Below are 16,789 nucleotides of genomic sequence, written 5' to 3' on the forward strand. Positions count from 1 at the left end.
GCCGTTTCTGCGGCCGGTCTCACGGCCGCCTCATGTCAGGTTATAGATCGCCCGCGCCTCAGAACAACCGGAAGCGCGGTACGCTTTCCTCCTGCGGGGCATTGGGGTCCACACCCGGATCGTCGGGAACCGGCGGGCGTTCGGATGATGCGGCCTTGCGCTGCGGATCGACCGAATCGGGCACGCTGACGCCCTCGGCCAACGGCGCGGGCTGCTCTGCCGCGCGTGCCGCCGCCGCGGCAGCCGGCGTGTTGGAAGCCAGTGCCGCAGGCTCCTCCGCCTTGCCGGTGCCGGAATCCGCGGCAACCGCAACGGCAGGCGCCCCCGTGTCAGCGGCCAGTTTCGCGCCCTTGTCCTGGGCCTCCGCTTTCTTCGCTTCGGCGCCTTTGCGCCCGTCGTCTGCCGGCCCCGCCGGTTCTTCCCCCGCCACAGCCTGCGTCTCGTCGTCGACCCGCCGCCGGTCATCCGTATCCGGCGCCGGCGCTGGCGGAATGATCTCGATATCGTCGTCGGGATTGGCCGTAGCAGGGCGCGCGCCGTCATTCCCGTCTGCCGCGTTGCGTTCCGCTTCGGACGCGGCAGCCGATGTCGCGGCCACACTGCCCGTAATCGAATCGCCCCGGTTCCCGGCCGCAATGGCCGGCGGCATCACCGAAACGCCGCCATCGGCCGGACGGTCGTCCAACACAGCGCCCAGCCGCTCGACCGGCACACGCCATTCGAAGGCGTCGATGCGGCCCGTGACCGGCGAGAACGGCGCCCAATGTTCCGAGACATAGCCGTCCGCCGTCCAGGCAGGATCGCGCGGCGCACGCACCGCCATGGAAAGCCAGTGCCGGACCCGCCCCTGATCGCCGGTTTCGGCTTCCTCGATGTCGGCCAGCAGAAGGTATGCGCCCTCGCGCGGATCCTGTTTGAGCACCGCTTCCAGCTTTTCGCGCGCAAGGCGGTATTCGCCGGCATCATAGGCCGCGCGTGCCACCGCATAGGCCGATTCCCGGTGATAGGTGCGCAGCGCCTGCAGACGCTCGGCGCGCTTCAACCGGTCCGCAACGGAATCGCCCGGCCGAAGGTGGACATAGGCCTGCGCCACTTCCGGATGCGCTTCCTTCTTCCACACGGATTCGAGGATCTTCGCCGCCTTCTTCAGGTCGTTGAGACGGACGAATGCCCTCGCCGTGACGATTGCCGCCGGCACCAGATCCGGCGCCAGCCGCAATGCGGCCTGGCCGTCATTGCGCGCGGCGGAGGGATCGGCTTCCGCTTCCGCCATGGCCTTGGCGGTCAGCAGAACGGCCCGGCGGCGTGCCGCCATGTCCTTTCCGACCTGTCTTGTGGACGCCTGTTTTTCCAGCAGCGCCAGGGCCGCGCCCCAGTCGCCTTCGCGGGTGCGCGCTTCCAGCGTGGCGCTTGAGGCCCAGCCGAGCTGCGGAGCCAGTTCGGCGGCCTTTTCGGCATAGTGGCGGGCTGCCTCCGGTTCGCGCATGCGCTGGGCTTCAAGGTAGAGGCCGCGCAGGCCCAGAAGCCGCGTTTCCGGATCCTCCGCCATTGCTTCAAACTTCTTGCGGGCCGCCTCCGTATCCCCTTCCAGCAGCAGGGTCTGCGCGTCCAGCAGGTGAATGAGCGGCTCCTGATCCGCCGACAGGTTGCTCTGCGCCTGCTTGCTCATGCGCCGCGCCGACACCGCATCGCCGGCGCCCGCTGCGATAAGCCCGGTCGACAGCGACTGGTAGCCGCGATCGCGCTTGCGCGCCCTGAAGAACCGGCTGACCCGGTGCGGACTGGTCCAGATGGCTTTCAGCACCCACCAGGCAAGCATGATGGCGGCAACGACGCCAACCACGGCAACCGCCGCGACAAGCAGCGAAACCTCGTATTGCATGGCGTCAAGCGTGACCACCATGGTGCCCGGACGATCCGCCAGCCAGGAAAATCCGATGCCCAGCGCGAAGACGGCGGCGAGAAAGACGAGAAGCCTGATCATGATATGTGTCCTCCTCAGCCGTTCTGCCCGGCCGCTTTCAGCGCCGACGACAGCACCGCGTCAACCAGCCGGTCGGCTTCCATGCGTGCCTTCAGCTTCGCGGCGAAATCCGCCCCGGCGGCCTGCGCCGCCTCCGGCAGGCTCTGATACTCGGCAAGGGCCTTTTCGTAGTTCCCCGTCTCGACCGCGCTGACCATGCGCGCGGCGGCATCCGCCGGTGCGTCTCCTTCCGGCTCGCCGACAGGGCGTGCCTTCACAAGCGACCGTGCACTGGCCGTCAGCCGGTCCATGAGACCCGCGTCAGCCGGCAATTCCTGTGTCGCATCGATCATGGCATAGGCGGCGTCATTGGCCTGTTCCGCGATCGCGGCGCGGGTGGGAACACCGGTCGCAGCCATCGAACGGAGCGCTTCCACCGTTTCGCCGCCGCCGGTCACCGAGGCGAAGGTTTCCAGTTCGCTCATGAAGGGCTGTCCCCTGTCGATGGCGGATTTGAGCGCCGTTGCCGCGATGGCGCGGGCCACATCGTTGCGGCTCCCGTCATCGGCCAGTTTCTCGTTGACCGCGGAAAGGCCCTGCTCAAGCCCGGCGACTTTTTCTTCCAGGCCGGCGATCGAAGACTGCGCGGCCGATGCCGCGTCGCTCACCTGGTTGATGCGCTCCACAAGCGGTGCGGCCGCCTCTTCGATCAACGGCCGCACGGCTTGCTCATCCAGCCCGCCGCCGCCTCTCGGCATGGAATCGGAAAGCGCTTGCAGCCGCTGCTCGATACCGCTCAACCGTTCACCGAGCGCCGCGGCGGCCTCGCCATTCCCGGTCCCGTCCGAAGCCGAGCCGAGAACGGCCACATCGTCACGCACGCTTTGCAGCGACTGCGACAGGTTGGCCAGTTCACCGCGCAGCGCTTCGACATCGCCCGATACATCGGGCTGCGCCGTGTTGGCGGCCGTGGCAGCGCTGACTTGTCCTTTCAGCGTTTCGATTTCCGCGCGCAGCGAATCGATGGCGCCGGACTGCTGCTCGACGGCAGACCGGTTTCCATCTGCGGCAGGCACGAAACCGGCATACCAGGCGCCACCGGCCACGGCCAGCGTCACCACGGCACCGATAACGCCGCCGGCGATCGCGCCCGCGCCGCCGGACGTGCGCTGCGGTTGTGCATGCGCTGCCCGGCTGGTTTCCCGCTGTTCGGGTTCATTCGCCGTGTCCGGCTTCGGTTCCTCCTTGTCATCGCCAGGGGCAGCCGCTTCCGTCGATCCGTCCTCGACAGCCGATTGCGCTTGGCTGTCGGTCCCGGAACTTCCCTCTTCGGGCGCTGCGGCGGCGCCGGAACCGGTCTCGTCCGCCTGCTCGGCGGCATCGGTTACAGCCGCGCCCGGACCCTTGGCAGCCTGTTCGTCGTCCAGCGCGGCATTGGCCGTGGCCACGGCCTCCGTTTCGCTGCCCTGGTCAGCACCGGCCTTCTCTTCCTCGATCCGTGTCACATCGCTGGAATCCAGATCGATCGTGACAGGATCACGCTTGTCCTTCGAGTGGCGCTGGTCCGGCTTTTTCGCCATGGCTCTTCTCCGCATCGCATGTCATGCGCCTGTTGTGGCGTTCAGATACCGCTTAGCACAATGATCGGGGAGGAAAAGGGTTGCAACCGCGACAAAGCTTCGCCTTGCGTCACAGAAGGGCCAGCAGGCTTGCCTCGTCGGGATGGTCGGCAATGCCTACGCTCAGGCCCGGCGGCACGGCAAGCGCCTTGGCAACCCTTTCGGAAATACAGAGAATTCGTGTATTTTCAAAGATTTGGGGAAGATCTGCGAGATTGAGAAGATGGCTCGCGGCTTCCGCGCCACTGACTGAATAAACCATGATATCGTCAATTGGTTCGAGACCGAGCCTCTGCTCCAGTTCATGAGTTGAGTAACTGACTTTTTCGGTATCATAGGTTTCCAGCGCCGTGGTGCGGAACCCGGCGCGGTGAAATGCGCTCTCCAGTTGCGGACGCCGGACCCGTCCGCACAGATAGGCGACGCGGGCACCGCGCGGCAGGCGCCTGCTCGCCATCGCTGCCAGGTCGTCCATGTCGCCGCCGGCACTTGACACCTGCCCGAAGCCGGCTCTGGCCGCCGCCTGCGCCGTGGCATCGCCCACCGCCAGGCAGGGGAGGCGGTCCAGTTTCCGGACAAGCGCGGCATCGGCATGGCGAATGGCATTGGAACTGGTGACCGCAACGGCATCGAAGGCCGCATCGACCGGCACCGGGCAATGCAGGGGAACGATGCGGCTCAGCGGAAGGGCGACAGGCCGGTGCCCCAGCCGGGCAAGGCGATTTGCCGTCTTTTCCGCGGCATCCCCTGGCCGGGTGACGAGAACGCGCCGCCCGCCGGGCATGTCAGGCCCAGCTATCGAAAAAGCCCGGCCCGGCCTTGGCCCGCACCGCCTCGCCGGCCTTGCGCCCGATGATCTCGGCGTCGGTGATCAGGCCGTCCGCGGCAATCTCGTGGGCTTGCGTGCCGTCCGGCGTGAGGATCATGCCGGCAAAGTGGATTTCCGTCTTGTCGATCCGTGCATGGCCGGCCAGCGGAGTACGGCAGGAGCCGTCAAGCGCGGCGAGGAAGGCCCGTTCGCAGCTCAGCGCAATTCGCGTCTCATCGTGGTTTATGGCATCGAGCAGGCTTCTGATGTGCGAATCGCCGATCCGCGATTCGATGCAGATGGCGCCCTGTCCGGGGGCCGGGGGAAAGCTGTCGACGTCCATCAGGTCGGTAATCACATCAGCCAGGCCCAGCCGGCGCAGGCCGGCATTGGCCAGCATCGTTCCGGCGACAACGCCCTCTTCCAGCTTGCGAAGCCGTGTCTGCACATTGCCGCGATACATCACCACCGAAAGGTCGGGCCGCATGCGCCGGATCAGGGCCTGCCGGCGCAACGAGGACGAACCCACCGTTGCACCCTCCGGCAGCTCGGCGATGCGCGCCGCCGCCTTGCCGATGAAGGCATCGCGCGGGTCCTCGCGTTCCAGGAAGGCCGAAAGCTCCAGCCCGTCGGGCAGTACGGTCGGCATGTCCTTGGAGGAATGCACCGCCAGGTCGATGCGCCCGTCGTAGAGTGCTTCCTCGATTTCCTTGGTGAACAGCCCCTTCCCGCCCGCTTCGGAAAGCGGCCGGTCCTGGATACGGTCGCCGGAGGTCGAGATCACCACGATCTCGAAGGCGTCTTCCGGCATGTCGTGGGCCGACATCAGGCGGGCGCGTGTCTCACGGGCCTGTGCCAGTGCCAGTTCGCTGCCGCGCGTGCCGATTCTGATCCGCCGTGTTTGCATGTCCGCCCGTCCGTGGTAACCGTCGCCATCTCTTGTCGCCCTGTCTATCGGGATAAGCCCGCCCCCGCAATGATCGAACCAGCGCCCTTCGCACTCACCGTTCTCGGCATCGAAGCCAGTTGCGATGAAACCGCCGCATCCGTGGTCTCGTTGGGCAGCCATGGCGCGCCCGTCATCCGCTCGAATCGTGTGTTGAGCCAGATCGACGATCACGCGGCCTTTGGCGGCGTCGTGCCTGAAATCGCCGCCCGCGCCCATGTCGAGGCGCTCGATGGCGTGGTCGCCGCCGCGATGCGCGAAGCGGATGTGACGCGCGACGGTATTGACGCCATCGCGGTGACGGCTGGTCCGGGTCTGATCGGCGGCCTGATCGCCGGCTTGATGACCGCCAAGGCCATGGCCGCCGCCTGGGGCAAGCCGCTCATGCCGGTCAACCATCTGGAAGGCCATGCCCTCACCGCCCGGCTGACCGGCCAGGCGGATTTCCCGTTCCTGCTTCTGCTTGTCTCCGGCGGACATACCCAGGTCGTCCGGGTCGCGGAAGTCGGAGACTACCGGCGCTGGGGCACCACGATCGACGACGCCCTGGGCGAGGCCTTCGACAAGACGGCCAAGCTGCTCGGCCTGCCCTATCCCGGCGGGCCGGCAGTCGAGAAGGCCGCCCTGTCCGGTGATCCGAAACGCTTTTCCCTGCCAAGGCCGCTCCGGGGGGAGACCCGGCCCGATTTTTCCTTTTCAGGCCTGAAGACGGCCGTGCGCCAGGCGGCAACCGCGATTGCGCCGCTCGATGAACAGGATGTCGCCGACATCTGCGCCTCCTTCCAGCACGCCATCTGCGAAACGCTGTCCGAGCGCCTTGCCCGCAGCCTGGAGCGCTTCCGTGCCGAATATCCGCAGGTCGCCGATCCCGTTCTGGTGGTCGCCGGCGGCGTGGCAGCCAACAAGACGGTGCGCGCGGCACTGGAGGCACTGTGCGCCAGCCATGGGTTCCGCCTCGCCGCCCCGCCCATGAATCTGTGCACGGACAACGCGGCCATGATCGCCTGGGCCGGGGTGGAGCGCCTGCGCAAAGGGCTTGTTCCGGAGGATGCCATGGAGATCGCGCCGCGTGCGCGCTGGCCGCTCGATGAAGGCTCGGTTCCGGTTTTCGGCACCGGCAAGCGGGGCGCCAAGGCATGACCGGCGCGGGCGGGAAGATTGCGGTCCTGGGCGGCGGCGCATGGGGGACCGCGCTGGCAGTGACCATGGCACGCGCCGGCATGAACCCGGTGCTGTGGGCCCGCGACGCCGCAACTGTGGATGAAATCAACAGCCGGCAGACCAATGCCCGCTACCTTCCGGATATTCCTCTTTCACCGTCGATAACGGCCACGACCGATGCCGCCCAGGCCCTGACCGGTGCCCGTATCATTCTTGCCGTCGTGCCCGCACAAACCCTGCGCGCCGCGCTTGACGGCCTGCGCCAAGCCATTCCGCGCGGGGTGCCGATGGTCCTCTGCGCCAAGGGCATCGAACGCGAAACCGGGCTGCTGATGTCGGATATCGCGCAGGAACGCCTGCCGGACAATCCGGTTGCCGCCCTGTCCGGGCCAAGCTTCGCCACGGATGTTGCCAATGGCTTGCCGACGGCCGTCACCGTTGCGGCCGGTGACGAGGCGATGGCGCGTGACCTTGCCGCCCGTCTGTCCGGCCCTGCTTTTCGCTGCTATGCCAGCGACGACCTGAAGGGCGTGGAGGTGGGGGGCGCGTTGAAAAACGTTCTGGCCATTGCCGCCGGCTCCATCCGTGGCGCAGGCCTCGGCGCCAGCGCGCAGGCTGCCGCCATCACCCGCGGTTTCGTGGAATTGCGGCGCATCGGTGCGGCGCTTGGCGGGCGCCCGGAAACGATGATGGGCCTGTCCGGCCTGGGCGACCTCATCCTCACCTGCGGCTCGGAGCAATCGCGCAATTTCGCCTATGGCGTGGCGCTGGGGCGCGGCGAAAGCCTGCAGGGCCGTCCGCTTGCCGAGGGTGCGGCCACCGCCGGCATCGCTGCACGCATTGCCGGCGAACAGGGCATCGAGGCGCCCATATGCGATGCGGTGGCCGCGGTCCTGGACGGCCGCCAGACCGTGCATGCCGCCATGGAGGCCCTCTTGGCCCGTCCGCTGAAAACCGAAGACATCTGAAGACGCCAGACAAACGGGCCGCCGGCCCCGAGGAGGAAGGAAAACCATGCTTTTCGCCCTGATCTGCAACGACAAGCCAGGCGCGCTGCAACTGCGCCTCGACACCCGCCCCGCCCATCTGGAATGGCTCAACGGCCTGAAGGACAAGGGAATCGTGAAACTGGGCGGCCCCTTCATGGATGCTGAAGGCAAGCCGAACGGCAGCATGGTTGTCATCGAGGCCGAGCACCTGTCCGCCGCACAGGTGCTTGCGGCGCAGGATCCTTACGCCAAGGCCGGGCTTTTCGCCGGCGTCGAGGTCCGGCCCTGGACCTGGGTCGTCAACAATCCGGAAAGCTGAGGATCGCGCAATGCAATATTGGCTGTTCAAGTCCGAGCCTTTCAAGTGGTCCTGGGAGAACCAGAAGGCGAAGGGCGAAGCCGGCGAACAATGGGATGGCATCCGCAACTACCAGGCCCGCAACAACATGCGCGCCATGAAGATCGGCGATCGCGGTTTCTTCTACCATTCCAACGAGGGGCTGGAAGTCGTCGGCATCGTCGAGGTCTGCGCCGAAATCCATCCCGACACCACCACGGACGACCCGCGCTGGGAATGCGTGGACATCAAGGCTGTCCGCGACATGCCGGAGCCGGTGACGCTGAAGGACGTGAAGGCGAACCCGAAGCTGGCCGCCATGTCGCTCGTCACCTCCATGCGCCTGTCCGTCCAGCCGGTGACGGAAGACGAATGGATGGAGGTCTGCCGCATGGGTGGTCTGGATGGCAGAACGCTGAAGCCGCTTTGACGGTGCCCGCATCCATGCGTCTGCAGCCGGATACGGCGCGCGGTTTCATCCTCGCCAACACGGCCCGGCACCATCCGCCGCACGTGCCGGAAATCGCGCTGCGTTTGGCCGACGAAGCCTATGGCCTGTGGCGCCGCACCGAGGAGGAACTGGCGGAGATGGGCCTGCCGCCGCCCTTCTGGGCCTTTGCATGGGCAGGCGGGCAGGGCCTTGCCCGCCATGTCCTCGACCATCCCGAAATCGTGAAGGGCCGGTCCGTTCTCGATTTTGCCGCCGGATCCGGCCTTGTCGGCATCGCCGCCGCGATGGCCGGCGCGGCAAGTGTTCTGGGGGCCGACATCGATCCGTTCTGCGCACCGGCCATTGCCCTCAATGCCGATCTCAATGGCGTGTCGGTTGACACCACCTCCGAGGACCTGACCGGCACGGATGACGGCTGGGACGTGGTACTGGCCGGCGACGTCTTCTACGACCGCGATTTCGCGCAACGGCTTCTGCCCTGGTTCGAGGCGCTGGCCGCGCGCGGCTGCACGGTTCTGGTCGGCGATCCCGGCCGGTCCTACCTGCCGCGCGAACGCCTTGTTGCCTGTTCGGTGCATGAAGTGCCGGTGACCCGCGTGCTCGAAGATGCCGAGGTGAAGAAGACGACGGTCTGGCGCCTGGCGTGAAAGTCTAGAGTATTTCCGGCGAATATTGAATCGTTCGAGCGCCGGGAGCTTGTGCGCTGACGAGACGCGTACGGCGACGCGGTGCAAGCACCGCCAGCCTGTGCGCAACGCTGTCAGCGTGCAAGAAACCAAGCTCAGATGATTGCAGTTTCTGATTTGATTTCATTTGCTTACCTCTTCGGCTTGGGTGTCTTTTCCGCTCTGGCTGCGTCGAAATCCTCGCCCGATGCTCGGCATCGCGCTGCGGTGTTCTCCTTGCCAGTTCGAAAAATCCATCCCATCAAACTGCTCCAATATCCGCCGGAAATGCTTGTCTTATGATTCTTCCGCCTTCTCTGCGAAGGTGGAGCCACTGCCGCCGGCTCAAACGGCAGGCAGTGGCGGTGGTTGGATCGCGAACGGCTTGGTCATGGACAGTGACGTCGATGGACCGTTCTAGAGTGTGATCGGCCACCGTCTTCGCATGAGGCCTGAACGGATACGCAGCGGCTTCTGGCCCTGCATGACAAGCATAGGACACGCGAAGACCATGAAAGATAGCATCGGTATCGACATCTCAAAAGCCCATCTTGACGTTTGCCGTCCGGCGACCGGTCAGACAGCCCGGTTCGAGAACTCGGCGGCGGGATTGACTGCGTTCAAGCGCTGGGTCGGTTCAAGTCAGCCCGATCTGGTGATCTACGAGGCAACGGGGCTTATCATGGCCTGCTTGAGAAACGCTGCTCTGGCGATCTGCCCTTGGTGAAGGTCAATCCGTTACAGGCCCGCCGCTTTGCCCAGGCCCGCGGAACCCGTGCCAAGACCGATGCGGTTGACGCGCATGTACTGGCTTTGATGGGCGAGGCGCTGGATCTGCAACCGGACAGCCCTGCCAGCGAAGATCACCATGATCTCAAACAGTTGCAGGTCGCGCGCACCGCCATGATCAAAGCGCGCACGCGGCTGAAGAACCGGCTTGCCACCCAGACGCTCTCCCTGCTCAGACGTCAGGCGAAAGTGCAGCTGGCTTTGCTCGACAGGCAGCTCAAAGCCATCGACGCCGAGATCGCCAGCAGGCTGTCGCGGGATCAGGCCCGCTCCTCGACATCCTGCAATCCATTCCCGGCCTCGGGTCCGTTGTTGCAGCCACCATCCTCATCGAGTGCCCGGAAATCGGCGCGATGGACCGCAAACAAGCCGCAGCCTTGCCGGGCTCGCCCCGATGACCCGACAATCGGGCCAATGGCGAGGCAAGGCCTTCATTCAGGGTGGCCGTAAATTCCTGCGTGACGCGCTCTACATGCCCGCACTCGTCGCTACCCGCTTCAATCCAGACATGAAACAGAAATACAATGCGATGCGCAAAGCCGGAAAGCCAGCAAAAGTCGCTTTAACGGCTATCATGCGAAAGCTCATCGAGCTGGCAAACACACTCATAAAACAGGATAGGAAATGGGCGCCAAATCCAGCTTGATCAATACGGATACTCTAGCGGAGGACCCGGACGATCGTGCCGCGCCGCAGATGCGGCAGCAGGCGCCGCATCAGCGATGGCGCGATGGCGATACACCCTTGCGTCGGCGCAAAGCCCTCTTTCGCAACGTGAAGGAAAATGGCCGAACCGCGATGGCGCCGCCGCGCCGTGATGTTCCAGTCCATGACGAGGCAATGGTCGTAAAGCCGGTCGGCGCGCATCATGCATTCGTGGCTGGCCGGAAAGGGCAGGCGAACCGGCCTGTTGTAGGCACCATGGGCAGGCGCGTCGCACCAGCCGTCATCGGGACGTATCGCCTTGAGCTGCAGGCCGGAACGGCGCGCCATCGTGCGGTCTGCCCGCACTTGGCCCGACAACAGCCTCATCGCGGCAAGCGGTGTTGCGCCGTCGCCCTCGCGCTTGAAGGCGGAGATGCCCGACCGCCCCAGCGCGCAGGGAAATGTCCGCCCGCCGGCGCGAAGCAGCCCGCGCTGCGGCTTTCCCGGCGCGGTCCGCACGGTGATGATTCGGATACCGGATCGCTTTTTGGCCGGGTTGACCTTCATTTCACCTTTTTTCGAGAAAGACTGGCGTTCGGGACAAATGCACGTGATGATCTTTGCGCTGCAAACGCGAAAGCGTAAAGATGCCGCGCGAAAAACTTGTTCAAGGAAAGGGATGGCATGACGGCACGCACGATCCTGATCGTCGACGATGACGAGGACCTGCGCCAGACGCTGGTGGAGCAGCTCTCGCTTTACGAGGAGTTCCAGGTCTCCGAGGCCGAGACCGCCACGAAGGGCGTTCAGGCCGCGCGCGGCGGCATCATCGACCTGCTCATCATGGACGTGAACCTGCCGGACATGGATGGCCGCGAGGCGGTCAAGCTGCTGCGCAAGGGCGGCTTCAAGTCCCCTGTCATCATGCTCACCGGCCAGGACACCGACTCCGACACGATCCTCGGGCTGGAAGCCGGCGCCAACGACTATGTCACCAAGCCGTTCCGCTTCGCCGTCCTGCTGGCCCGGATCCGCGCCCAGCTTCGCCAGCATGAACAGAGCGAGGACGCCACCTTCATTGTCGGCCCCTACACGTTCAAGCCCAGCCAGAAACTGCTGATCGACCAGCGCGGCGCCAAGGTGCGGCTGACCGAAAAGGAGTCCGCGATCATCAAGTATCTCTACCGGGCCGACCAGAAAGTCGTCACCCGCGATGTCCTGCTTGAGGAAGTATGGGGCTACAATTCAGGCGTTACCACGCACACGCTGGAAACACATGTCTACCGCCTGCGCCAGAAGATCGAACGGGATCCTTCCAATGCGCAGATACTTGTGACAGAAAGCGGCGGATACAAGCTGGTTCCCTGACCGTTACGCCTTGAGGTGATTCGCGGGGAGCCCTGGAGGGGACGCCGCCACCCATGGCGCTCGACGACGATATCCGGCTGATCGGCTCCGTCGGCTTTTTCGAAGGCCTGACAACGGAGCAATTGCGCCTGCTCGCCTTCGGCGCAGAGAGCATGCGCCTTTCGGCCGGCCGCGAACTCTACCGCGAGGGCGCTACGGCCGATGGCGCATTCATCATCGCCGCCGGCGAGATGGACCTGACCACGCTGAAGGGAAACCGGCTCGTCACCCTCAAGACGCTCGGCCCCGGCGCGATCCTCAGCGATGTGGCGCTGATCGCCCCCACGCGGCGCGCCACGGGCGCCATGGCCCGCACCGATTGCGAATTGCTGCGCATCGGGCGCACGCTCTTCCGCCGCATCCTGACCGAGTATCCCGAAACCGCCGCCCTGCTGCAGGAGCGTTTCGCCCGGGAATTGAAGGATCTGGCCGATCAGGTGGCCCGCCTGGAAGCCCGCTTCCGCGACTGAGCCGCTGTTTCAGTCAAGATCGAAGGTCGCGATCACCGGCACATGGTCGGAGGGCTTTTCCCAGCCGCGCGCCGCGCGCAGCACGTCGATGCCGGTCAGCCGTTCCTGCAGATCCGGCGAGGACCAGACATGATCGAGCCGGCGGCCCTTGTCTGCGGCAGCCCAGTCCTTCGCCCGGTAGCTCCACCAGGTGAAAAGTTTCTCATCCGCCGGAACGTGGCTGCGCATCAGGTCGCGCCACCCGCCCTTGACGCGCATGTCTTCCAGCGTCTCGGTCTCCACCGGTGTATGGCTGACGATCTTCAGCAATTGCTTGTGCGACCAGACGTCGTTTTCCAGCGGCGCGATGTTCAGGTCGCCAACGAGCACGGAGGAACGGGCCTCCCCGTGATCCGCGGTAATCGACCGCATTTCCTCCAGGAAGTCCAGCTTGTGCCGGAACTTCGGATTGATCTCCGGGTCCGGTTCGTCACCGCCCGCCGGAACATAGAAATTGTGCAGCAGGATATCCCGTCCGCCGGCCGCGACATTGACCGAAAGATGACGGCAATCGCCCATGTCGCAGAAGCCGCGCCGTTCGACGACGGCGATCTCGCGCCGCGCCACCGTTGCCACCCCGTGATAGCCCTTCTGGCCATTGACCGCGACGTGTTCGTAACCGAGCGCGCGAAAGGCCTTTTCCGGGAACTGGCCGTTTTCACACTTGATTTCCTGCAGGCACAGGACATCCGGGCGATGTGTGGCGAGGAACTGTTCCACCAGCGGCATGCGCAGGCGCACGGAATTGATGTTCCAGGTGGCAATCGAAAAAGGCATGGGAAAAACCTGAACGGGCGTGAACCAAGAGGCCGGACTTTGCCAATCCGACCTGCCGCTTTCAAGCCCGAAGACCGGCCACGCCGCCCGTCACGGCATGGTCCACAGGATTCGCGGGTTCAGCGCCCGCGCCCGCCCGCGCCGCGCCGGGCATTGGTTTCGGCCACCTTGTCGTAATCGATGGCGAACGCGGCCGCCTGAAGCGGCACGTCCTGCTTCACGTTGAAGATCATGACCGTGGTGTCCTTGCCCTGCTGGTCGGTGATCGTCCATTGCCGCAGTTCCGACGTCACCGCGTCGAACACGATGGTAATGCGCGCATTGCCGAAGACCGACTTGTCGCTCATCTTGACCGTGACGATATCCTCGTCCGCCGCGACATCGTCGATGGATGCCTTGGACAGGTCGATCCGCTCGTCGAGCAGCAGCTTCAACGGCGTCTTGGACAGCGGATAGGTTTCGTAGGTGCGCAGTTTCCGGTTGTTGAGCAGCACATGGCTGCCGTCCGAGACCACGCGATAGGCCGCAGGCTCTTCATAATCGAACCGGATTTTCCCCGGACGCATCAGCGCGAAGGTTCCGCCGGTCTGCTCGCCGCGCGGGCCGAACTGCACGAATTCGCCCGTCATGCTTTTCACCGACGAGAAATGGTCGGCGATCTTCTGTGCAATGGCTGGCGGCGCGGCCACGCCAGGCGCGACCGGCAGGGCCAGTGCGGCGCCCAGCGCCAGGGCCGATGCCATGGCAGCCACGCGCAGCCGGGGGAAGATGGAATTGATCATGTCGACGCTCCGTCTCTTTCCGTCGTCATTCGTTGTCCCCCTGATCGCCTGCAACAACGGCTGCATTGCGGCAGGGTTGCCGTCTTCACGCGAAAAACCCGGTCACTCACCGCCCGCTGCATCGCCGCGGCTAGAACTCCTCGGCATCCGGACCGCGCGGCACCAGGATTTCCCGCTTGCCGGCATGGTTGGCCGGCCCGACAATCCCCTCGTCCTCCATCCGCTCGATGATCGAGGCGGCGCGATTGTAGCCGATTCCCAGCCGCCGCTGGATATAGGACGTGGAGGCCTTTCCGTCGCGCAGCACCACGGCCACGGCCTGGTCGTAGGGGTCATCCGAGCCGGCCATTCCGCCGCCATTGCCGCCGCCCCCGCCAGCGTCTCCCCCGGCGCCCTCGTCCTCGTCTTCCTCGGTGATCGAATCGAGATATTCCGGCACGCCCTGCGTTTTCAGATGCGAAACCACGTGCTCCACCTCCTCGTCGGAGACGAAGGGGCCGTGGACGCGCTGGATACGCCCGCCGCCGGCCATGTAAAGCATGTCGCCCATGCCGAGCAGCTGCTCGGCACCCTGTTCGCCCAGGATCGTCCGGCTGTCGATCTTGGACGTGACCTGGAAGGAAATGCGCGTCGGGAAATTGGCCTTGATCGTGCCGGTGATCACGTCCACCGAGGGCCGCTGCGTCGCCATGACGACATGGATGCCCGCCGCACGCGCCATCTGCGCCAGCCGCTGCACCGTGCCTTCGATTTCCTTGCCCGCCACCATCATCAGGTCGGCCATCTCGTCGATGATGACGACGATATAGGGCATGGCTTCCAGGTTGAGTTCCTCGGTCTCGTAGATGGCCTCGCCGGTGTCGCGGTCGAAACCGGTCTGCACCGTGCGGGTGATCTTCTCGCCCTTGCGCTCGGCCTGCACGACGCGCTGGTTGAAACCGTCGATATTGCGTACGCCGACCTTGGACATCTTGCGGTAGCGGTCCTCCATCTCCCGCACTGTCCATTTCAGCGCCACAACCGCCTTTTTCGGATCGGTCACGACCGGCGTCAGCAGATGCGGAATGCCGTCATAGATCGACAGTTCCAGCATCTTGGGATCGATCATGATCAGCCGGCATTGCTCCGGCGTCATCCGGTAGAGCAGCGACAGGATCATCGTGTTGATCGCCACCGACTTGCCCGAACCGGTGGTGCCGGCCACCAGCAGGTGCGGCATTTTCGCCAGGTCGGCGATCACCGCCTCGCCATTGATCGTCTTGCCCAGCGTCAGCGCCAGCTTGGCTTTCGATCCCTCGAAATCCCGGCTGGCCAGCAACTCGCGCAGGTAGACGGTCTCCCGCTTGGCGTTGGGCAACTCGATGCCGATGGCATTGCGTCCCGGCACGACCGCCACGCGCGCGGCGATGGCGCTCATCGAGCGGGCGATGTCGTCGGCCAGGCCGATCACACGGGACGACTTGATGCCCGGCGCCGGTTCCAGTTCATACAGTGTCACGACCGGGCCCGGACGCACCTGGATGATCTCGCCCTTGACGCCAAAATCGTCCAGAACGCCTTCCAGCAGCCGGGCGTTCTGTTCCAGCGCCTCGTCCGACAGCGTCGGATCACGGCCGGTGGTGCGGGCTTCGGACAGGAAATGCAGCGACGGCAGCTCGAAACTGCCATCCGAGATGAGCGAGCCCTGGGCTTCGCGCATCACCCGCGCGCCTGGCTTCGGTGCACCGGCAGGCTGCGAGACGCGTGGCGCGGCATCGGGATCGATGGGCTCCATCAGCCGGTTGTCCGCGGAGATGCCGCGTGGACGCGGCTGCATGTCCGGTGCCCGCGGCTCCTCGCGGGAAACCGGTGCCTGCACGATCCGCCGGGATTGCGCCGGGCGTGCCGGTTCCACCGGATCGACGGTATCGTCGTCCCAGGGCAGATCGTTGTCATCAGTATCGAAATCCGGCGCGATGGAGGGTGCCGTCCGTTCGGCGCGGCGTGGCGCCAGCGTATCGAGTTCGGGCTCGATCCGCTCCGCCCATCTGCTTGCGCGTGGAGCGGACGCTTCCGGCAAGGCAAGAACGGCGTCATCGTCCTCGTCTTCATCCTCCAGATCCGGCAGCACGAGCTTGCGCCGGCCGGCGGCGGCAGCCGATTGGCGCCCGCGGGTCAGGCGGCGCACATGCGCGCGCGCCGACAGCCACCAATGCGTCACGAGACCCAGTGCCTGGAAACCGTCATCCTCGTCTTCGTCTTCGTCGAAGTCGCTTTCCTCGTCATCCACCGTCTTGCCGGCCGCCGCGAAGTCCACGGCCCGTCCTTTCAGGCCCGAGGCATCCCAGAAGAACCAGCCCATGCCCGGCAGAAGCACGGCACCGGTCAGCAGCGCCACGAAGCCGGAGGGATAGCCGCCCGACAGCGCACCGGGAATCCTCAGCAGCAGGTCGCCGGCAACCCCGCCGAGCCCCAGCGGCAGCGGCCATGTGACCGGGGCATCGAAAAGCGCGATGAACCCCGCTGTGGCAATCGTGAAGGCCAGCCAGGCCCCGGCACGCCGCCAGCGATGCGACGGCGCACGCGCCTGCAGCATGAACAGCCCCCAGGCAATGGCCGGTACAAGCGCGGCCACGCTGGCCAGACCGAAAAACTGCATGAACAGATCGGAAAAGACCGCGCCGGGATAGCCCATCGCATTGGTGACCAGATTGCCCGTCGCGTGGCTCCAGGACGGATCGGCGACATTCCAGCTTGCCAGCGAAGCGATGGCAAAGAGCGCGAAGGCCAGCATGGCAAGACCGCCCAGCCTTTGGGCCTGGCGGCGCAGAAAGCCCTTCAAGCCCTGGTGCGCCATGCCTGCCGCCATGGTTCCCGAACCGCCTGCCCGCATCCGTACCGATCCCTTGTTCATGCCGGCCGCCCGCATGTGGCCTGCCGGTTCACGCGTCACTCACCCGGG

General features: G+C 65.5%; 19 protein-coding genes. 11 read left to right on the plus strand and 8 right to left on the minus strand.

The window, feature by feature from the left end; all coding sequences use genetic code 11:
* Positions 1-58 precede the first annotated feature (58 nt).
* The 4 genes from R3D65_RS17975 to hemC all read right to left on the minus strand — a co-directional run bounded on the left by R3D65_RS17975 (position 59) and on the right by hemC (position 5,297).
* Positions 59-1,984, minus strand: a complete 1,926-nt coding sequence (locus R3D65_RS17975) for a heme biosynthesis protein HemY (RefSeq protein ID WP_371276655.1) — start codon at positions 1,982-1,984, stop codon at positions 59-61.
* 14 nt (positions 1,985-1,998) lie between these two features.
* Positions 1,999-3,543 carry a COG4223 family protein gene (locus tag R3D65_RS17980; protein WP_371276656.1) on the minus strand — a complete coding sequence of 515 codons (1,545 nt, stop codon included), beginning with the start codon at positions 3,541-3,543 and terminating at the stop codon, positions 1,999-2,001.
* Positions 3,544-3,652: 109 nt separating this feature from the next.
* Positions 3,653-4,366 carry a uroporphyrinogen-III synthase gene (locus tag R3D65_RS17985; RefSeq protein WP_371276657.1) on the minus strand — a complete coding sequence of 238 codons (714 nt, stop codon included), beginning with the start codon at positions 4,364-4,366 and terminating at the stop codon, positions 3,653-3,655.
* A 1-nt stretch (position 4,367) separates the two neighbouring features.
* Positions 4,368-5,297, minus strand: coding sequence for a hydroxymethylbilane synthase (hemC, locus tag R3D65_RS17990; RefSeq protein ID WP_371276658.1), 930 nt, complete (start codon positions 5,295-5,297; stop codon positions 4,368-4,370).
* Positions 5,298-5,366: 69 nt separating this feature from the next.
* On the opposite strand from hemC, the gene tsaD reads away from it, so the two are divergent.
* The 9 genes from tsaD (at position 5,367) to R3D65_RS18035 (ending at position 10,374) form a co-directional block, all read left to right on the plus strand.
* Complete coding sequence (gene tsaD / locus R3D65_RS17995; protein ID WP_371276659.1) at positions 5,367-6,476, plus strand: tRNA (adenosine(37)-N6)-threonylcarbamoyltransferase complex transferase subunit TsaD; 1,110 nt, start codon at positions 5,367-5,369, stop codon at positions 6,474-6,476.
* Positions 6,473-7,465, plus strand: coding sequence for an NAD(P)H-dependent glycerol-3-phosphate dehydrogenase (locus R3D65_RS18000; protein WP_371276660.1), 993 nt, complete (start codon positions 6,473-6,475; stop codon positions 7,463-7,465). The genes tsaD and R3D65_RS18000 overlap by 4 nt, the downstream gene beginning before the upstream one ends.
* A gap of 46 nt (positions 7,466-7,511) precedes the next feature.
* Complete coding sequence (locus R3D65_RS18005; protein ID WP_371276661.1) at positions 7,512-7,805, plus strand: YciI-like protein; 294 nt, start codon at positions 7,512-7,514, stop codon at positions 7,803-7,805.
* Between the two features lie 10 nt (positions 7,806-7,815).
* Positions 7,816-8,253: an EVE domain-containing protein gene (locus R3D65_RS18010; RefSeq protein ID WP_371276662.1), complete on the plus strand. Its 438-nt coding sequence runs from the start codon at positions 7,816-7,818 to the stop codon at positions 8,251-8,253.
* Positions 8,196-8,921 carry a methyltransferase gene (locus R3D65_RS18015; protein WP_371276663.1) on the plus strand — a complete coding sequence of 242 codons (726 nt, stop codon included), beginning with the start codon at positions 8,196-8,198 and terminating at the stop codon, positions 8,919-8,921. The genes R3D65_RS18010 and R3D65_RS18015 overlap by 58 nt, the downstream gene beginning before the upstream one ends.
* A gap of 138 nt (positions 8,922-9,059) precedes the next feature.
* On the plus strand, positions 9,060-9,242 hold the full coding sequence (locus tag R3D65_RS18020) for a hypothetical protein (RefSeq protein WP_371276664.1): 183 nt from the start codon (positions 9,060-9,062) through the stop codon (positions 9,240-9,242).
* Between the two features lie 208 nt (positions 9,243-9,450).
* Positions 9,451-9,666, plus strand: a complete 216-nt coding sequence (locus tag R3D65_RS18025; protein WP_371276665.1) for a hypothetical protein — start codon at positions 9,451-9,453, stop codon at positions 9,664-9,666.
* Complete coding sequence (locus R3D65_RS18030; protein ID WP_371276841.1) at positions 9,663-10,178, plus strand: transposase; 516 nt, start codon at positions 9,663-9,665, stop codon at positions 10,176-10,178. The genes R3D65_RS18025 and R3D65_RS18030 overlap by 4 nt, the downstream gene beginning before the upstream one ends.
* Positions 10,123-10,374 carry a transposase gene (locus tag R3D65_RS18035; protein ID WP_371276666.1) on the plus strand — a complete coding sequence of 84 codons (252 nt, stop codon included), beginning with the start codon at positions 10,123-10,125 and terminating at the stop codon, positions 10,372-10,374. The genes R3D65_RS18030 and R3D65_RS18035 overlap by 56 nt, the downstream gene beginning before the upstream one ends.
* A gap of 14 nt (positions 10,375-10,388) precedes the next feature.
* Here R3D65_RS18035 and R3D65_RS18040 read toward each other — a convergent pair whose 3' ends face one another.
* A complete protein-coding gene (locus R3D65_RS18040) occupies positions 10,389-10,940 on the minus strand; it encodes a L,D-transpeptidase (RefSeq protein ID WP_371276667.1) in 552 nt (183 codons plus the stop codon).
* Positions 10,941-11,057: 117 nt separating this feature from the next.
* Here R3D65_RS18040 and R3D65_RS18045 point away from each other — a divergent pair, with 117 nt between their 5' ends.
* Positions 11,058-11,741 (plus strand): response regulator transcription factor, encoded by a 684-nt coding sequence (locus R3D65_RS18045; protein ID WP_371276668.1) that lies wholly within the window; start codon positions 11,058-11,060, stop codon positions 11,739-11,741.
* A gap of 53 nt (positions 11,742-11,794) precedes the next feature.
* Positions 11,795-12,250 carry a cyclic nucleotide-binding domain-containing protein gene (locus R3D65_RS18050; protein ID WP_371276669.1) on the plus strand — a complete coding sequence of 152 codons (456 nt, stop codon included), beginning with the start codon at positions 11,795-11,797 and terminating at the stop codon, positions 12,248-12,250.
* Between the two features lie 9 nt (positions 12,251-12,259).
* Here the strand turns inward: R3D65_RS18050 and R3D65_RS18055 are convergent, their stop codons facing one another.
* From R3D65_RS18055 to R3D65_RS18065, 3 genes are all read right to left on the minus strand, one after another.
* Entirely contained in the window at positions 12,260-13,066 is an 807-nt protein-coding gene (locus tag R3D65_RS18055) for an exodeoxyribonuclease III (protein ID WP_371276670.1), read from the minus strand.
* 119 nt (positions 13,067-13,185) lie between these two features.
* The gene (locus tag R3D65_RS18060; protein WP_371276671.1) at positions 13,186-13,848 is read right to left on the minus strand and encodes an outer-membrane lipoprotein carrier protein LolA; all 663 of its coding nucleotides are present in this window, start codon (positions 13,846-13,848) and stop codon (positions 13,186-13,188) included.
* 130 nt (positions 13,849-13,978) lie between these two features.
* Positions 13,979-16,720, minus strand: coding sequence for a DNA translocase FtsK 4TM domain-containing protein (locus R3D65_RS18065; protein ID WP_371276843.1), 2,742 nt, complete (start codon positions 16,718-16,720; stop codon positions 13,979-13,981).
* Positions 16,721-16,789 lie beyond the last annotated feature (69 nt).

It is taken from the genome of Zhengella sp., assembly GCF_041397485.1.
GTDB lineage: Bacteria > Pseudomonadota > Alphaproteobacteria > Rhizobiales > Rhizobiaceae > Zhengella.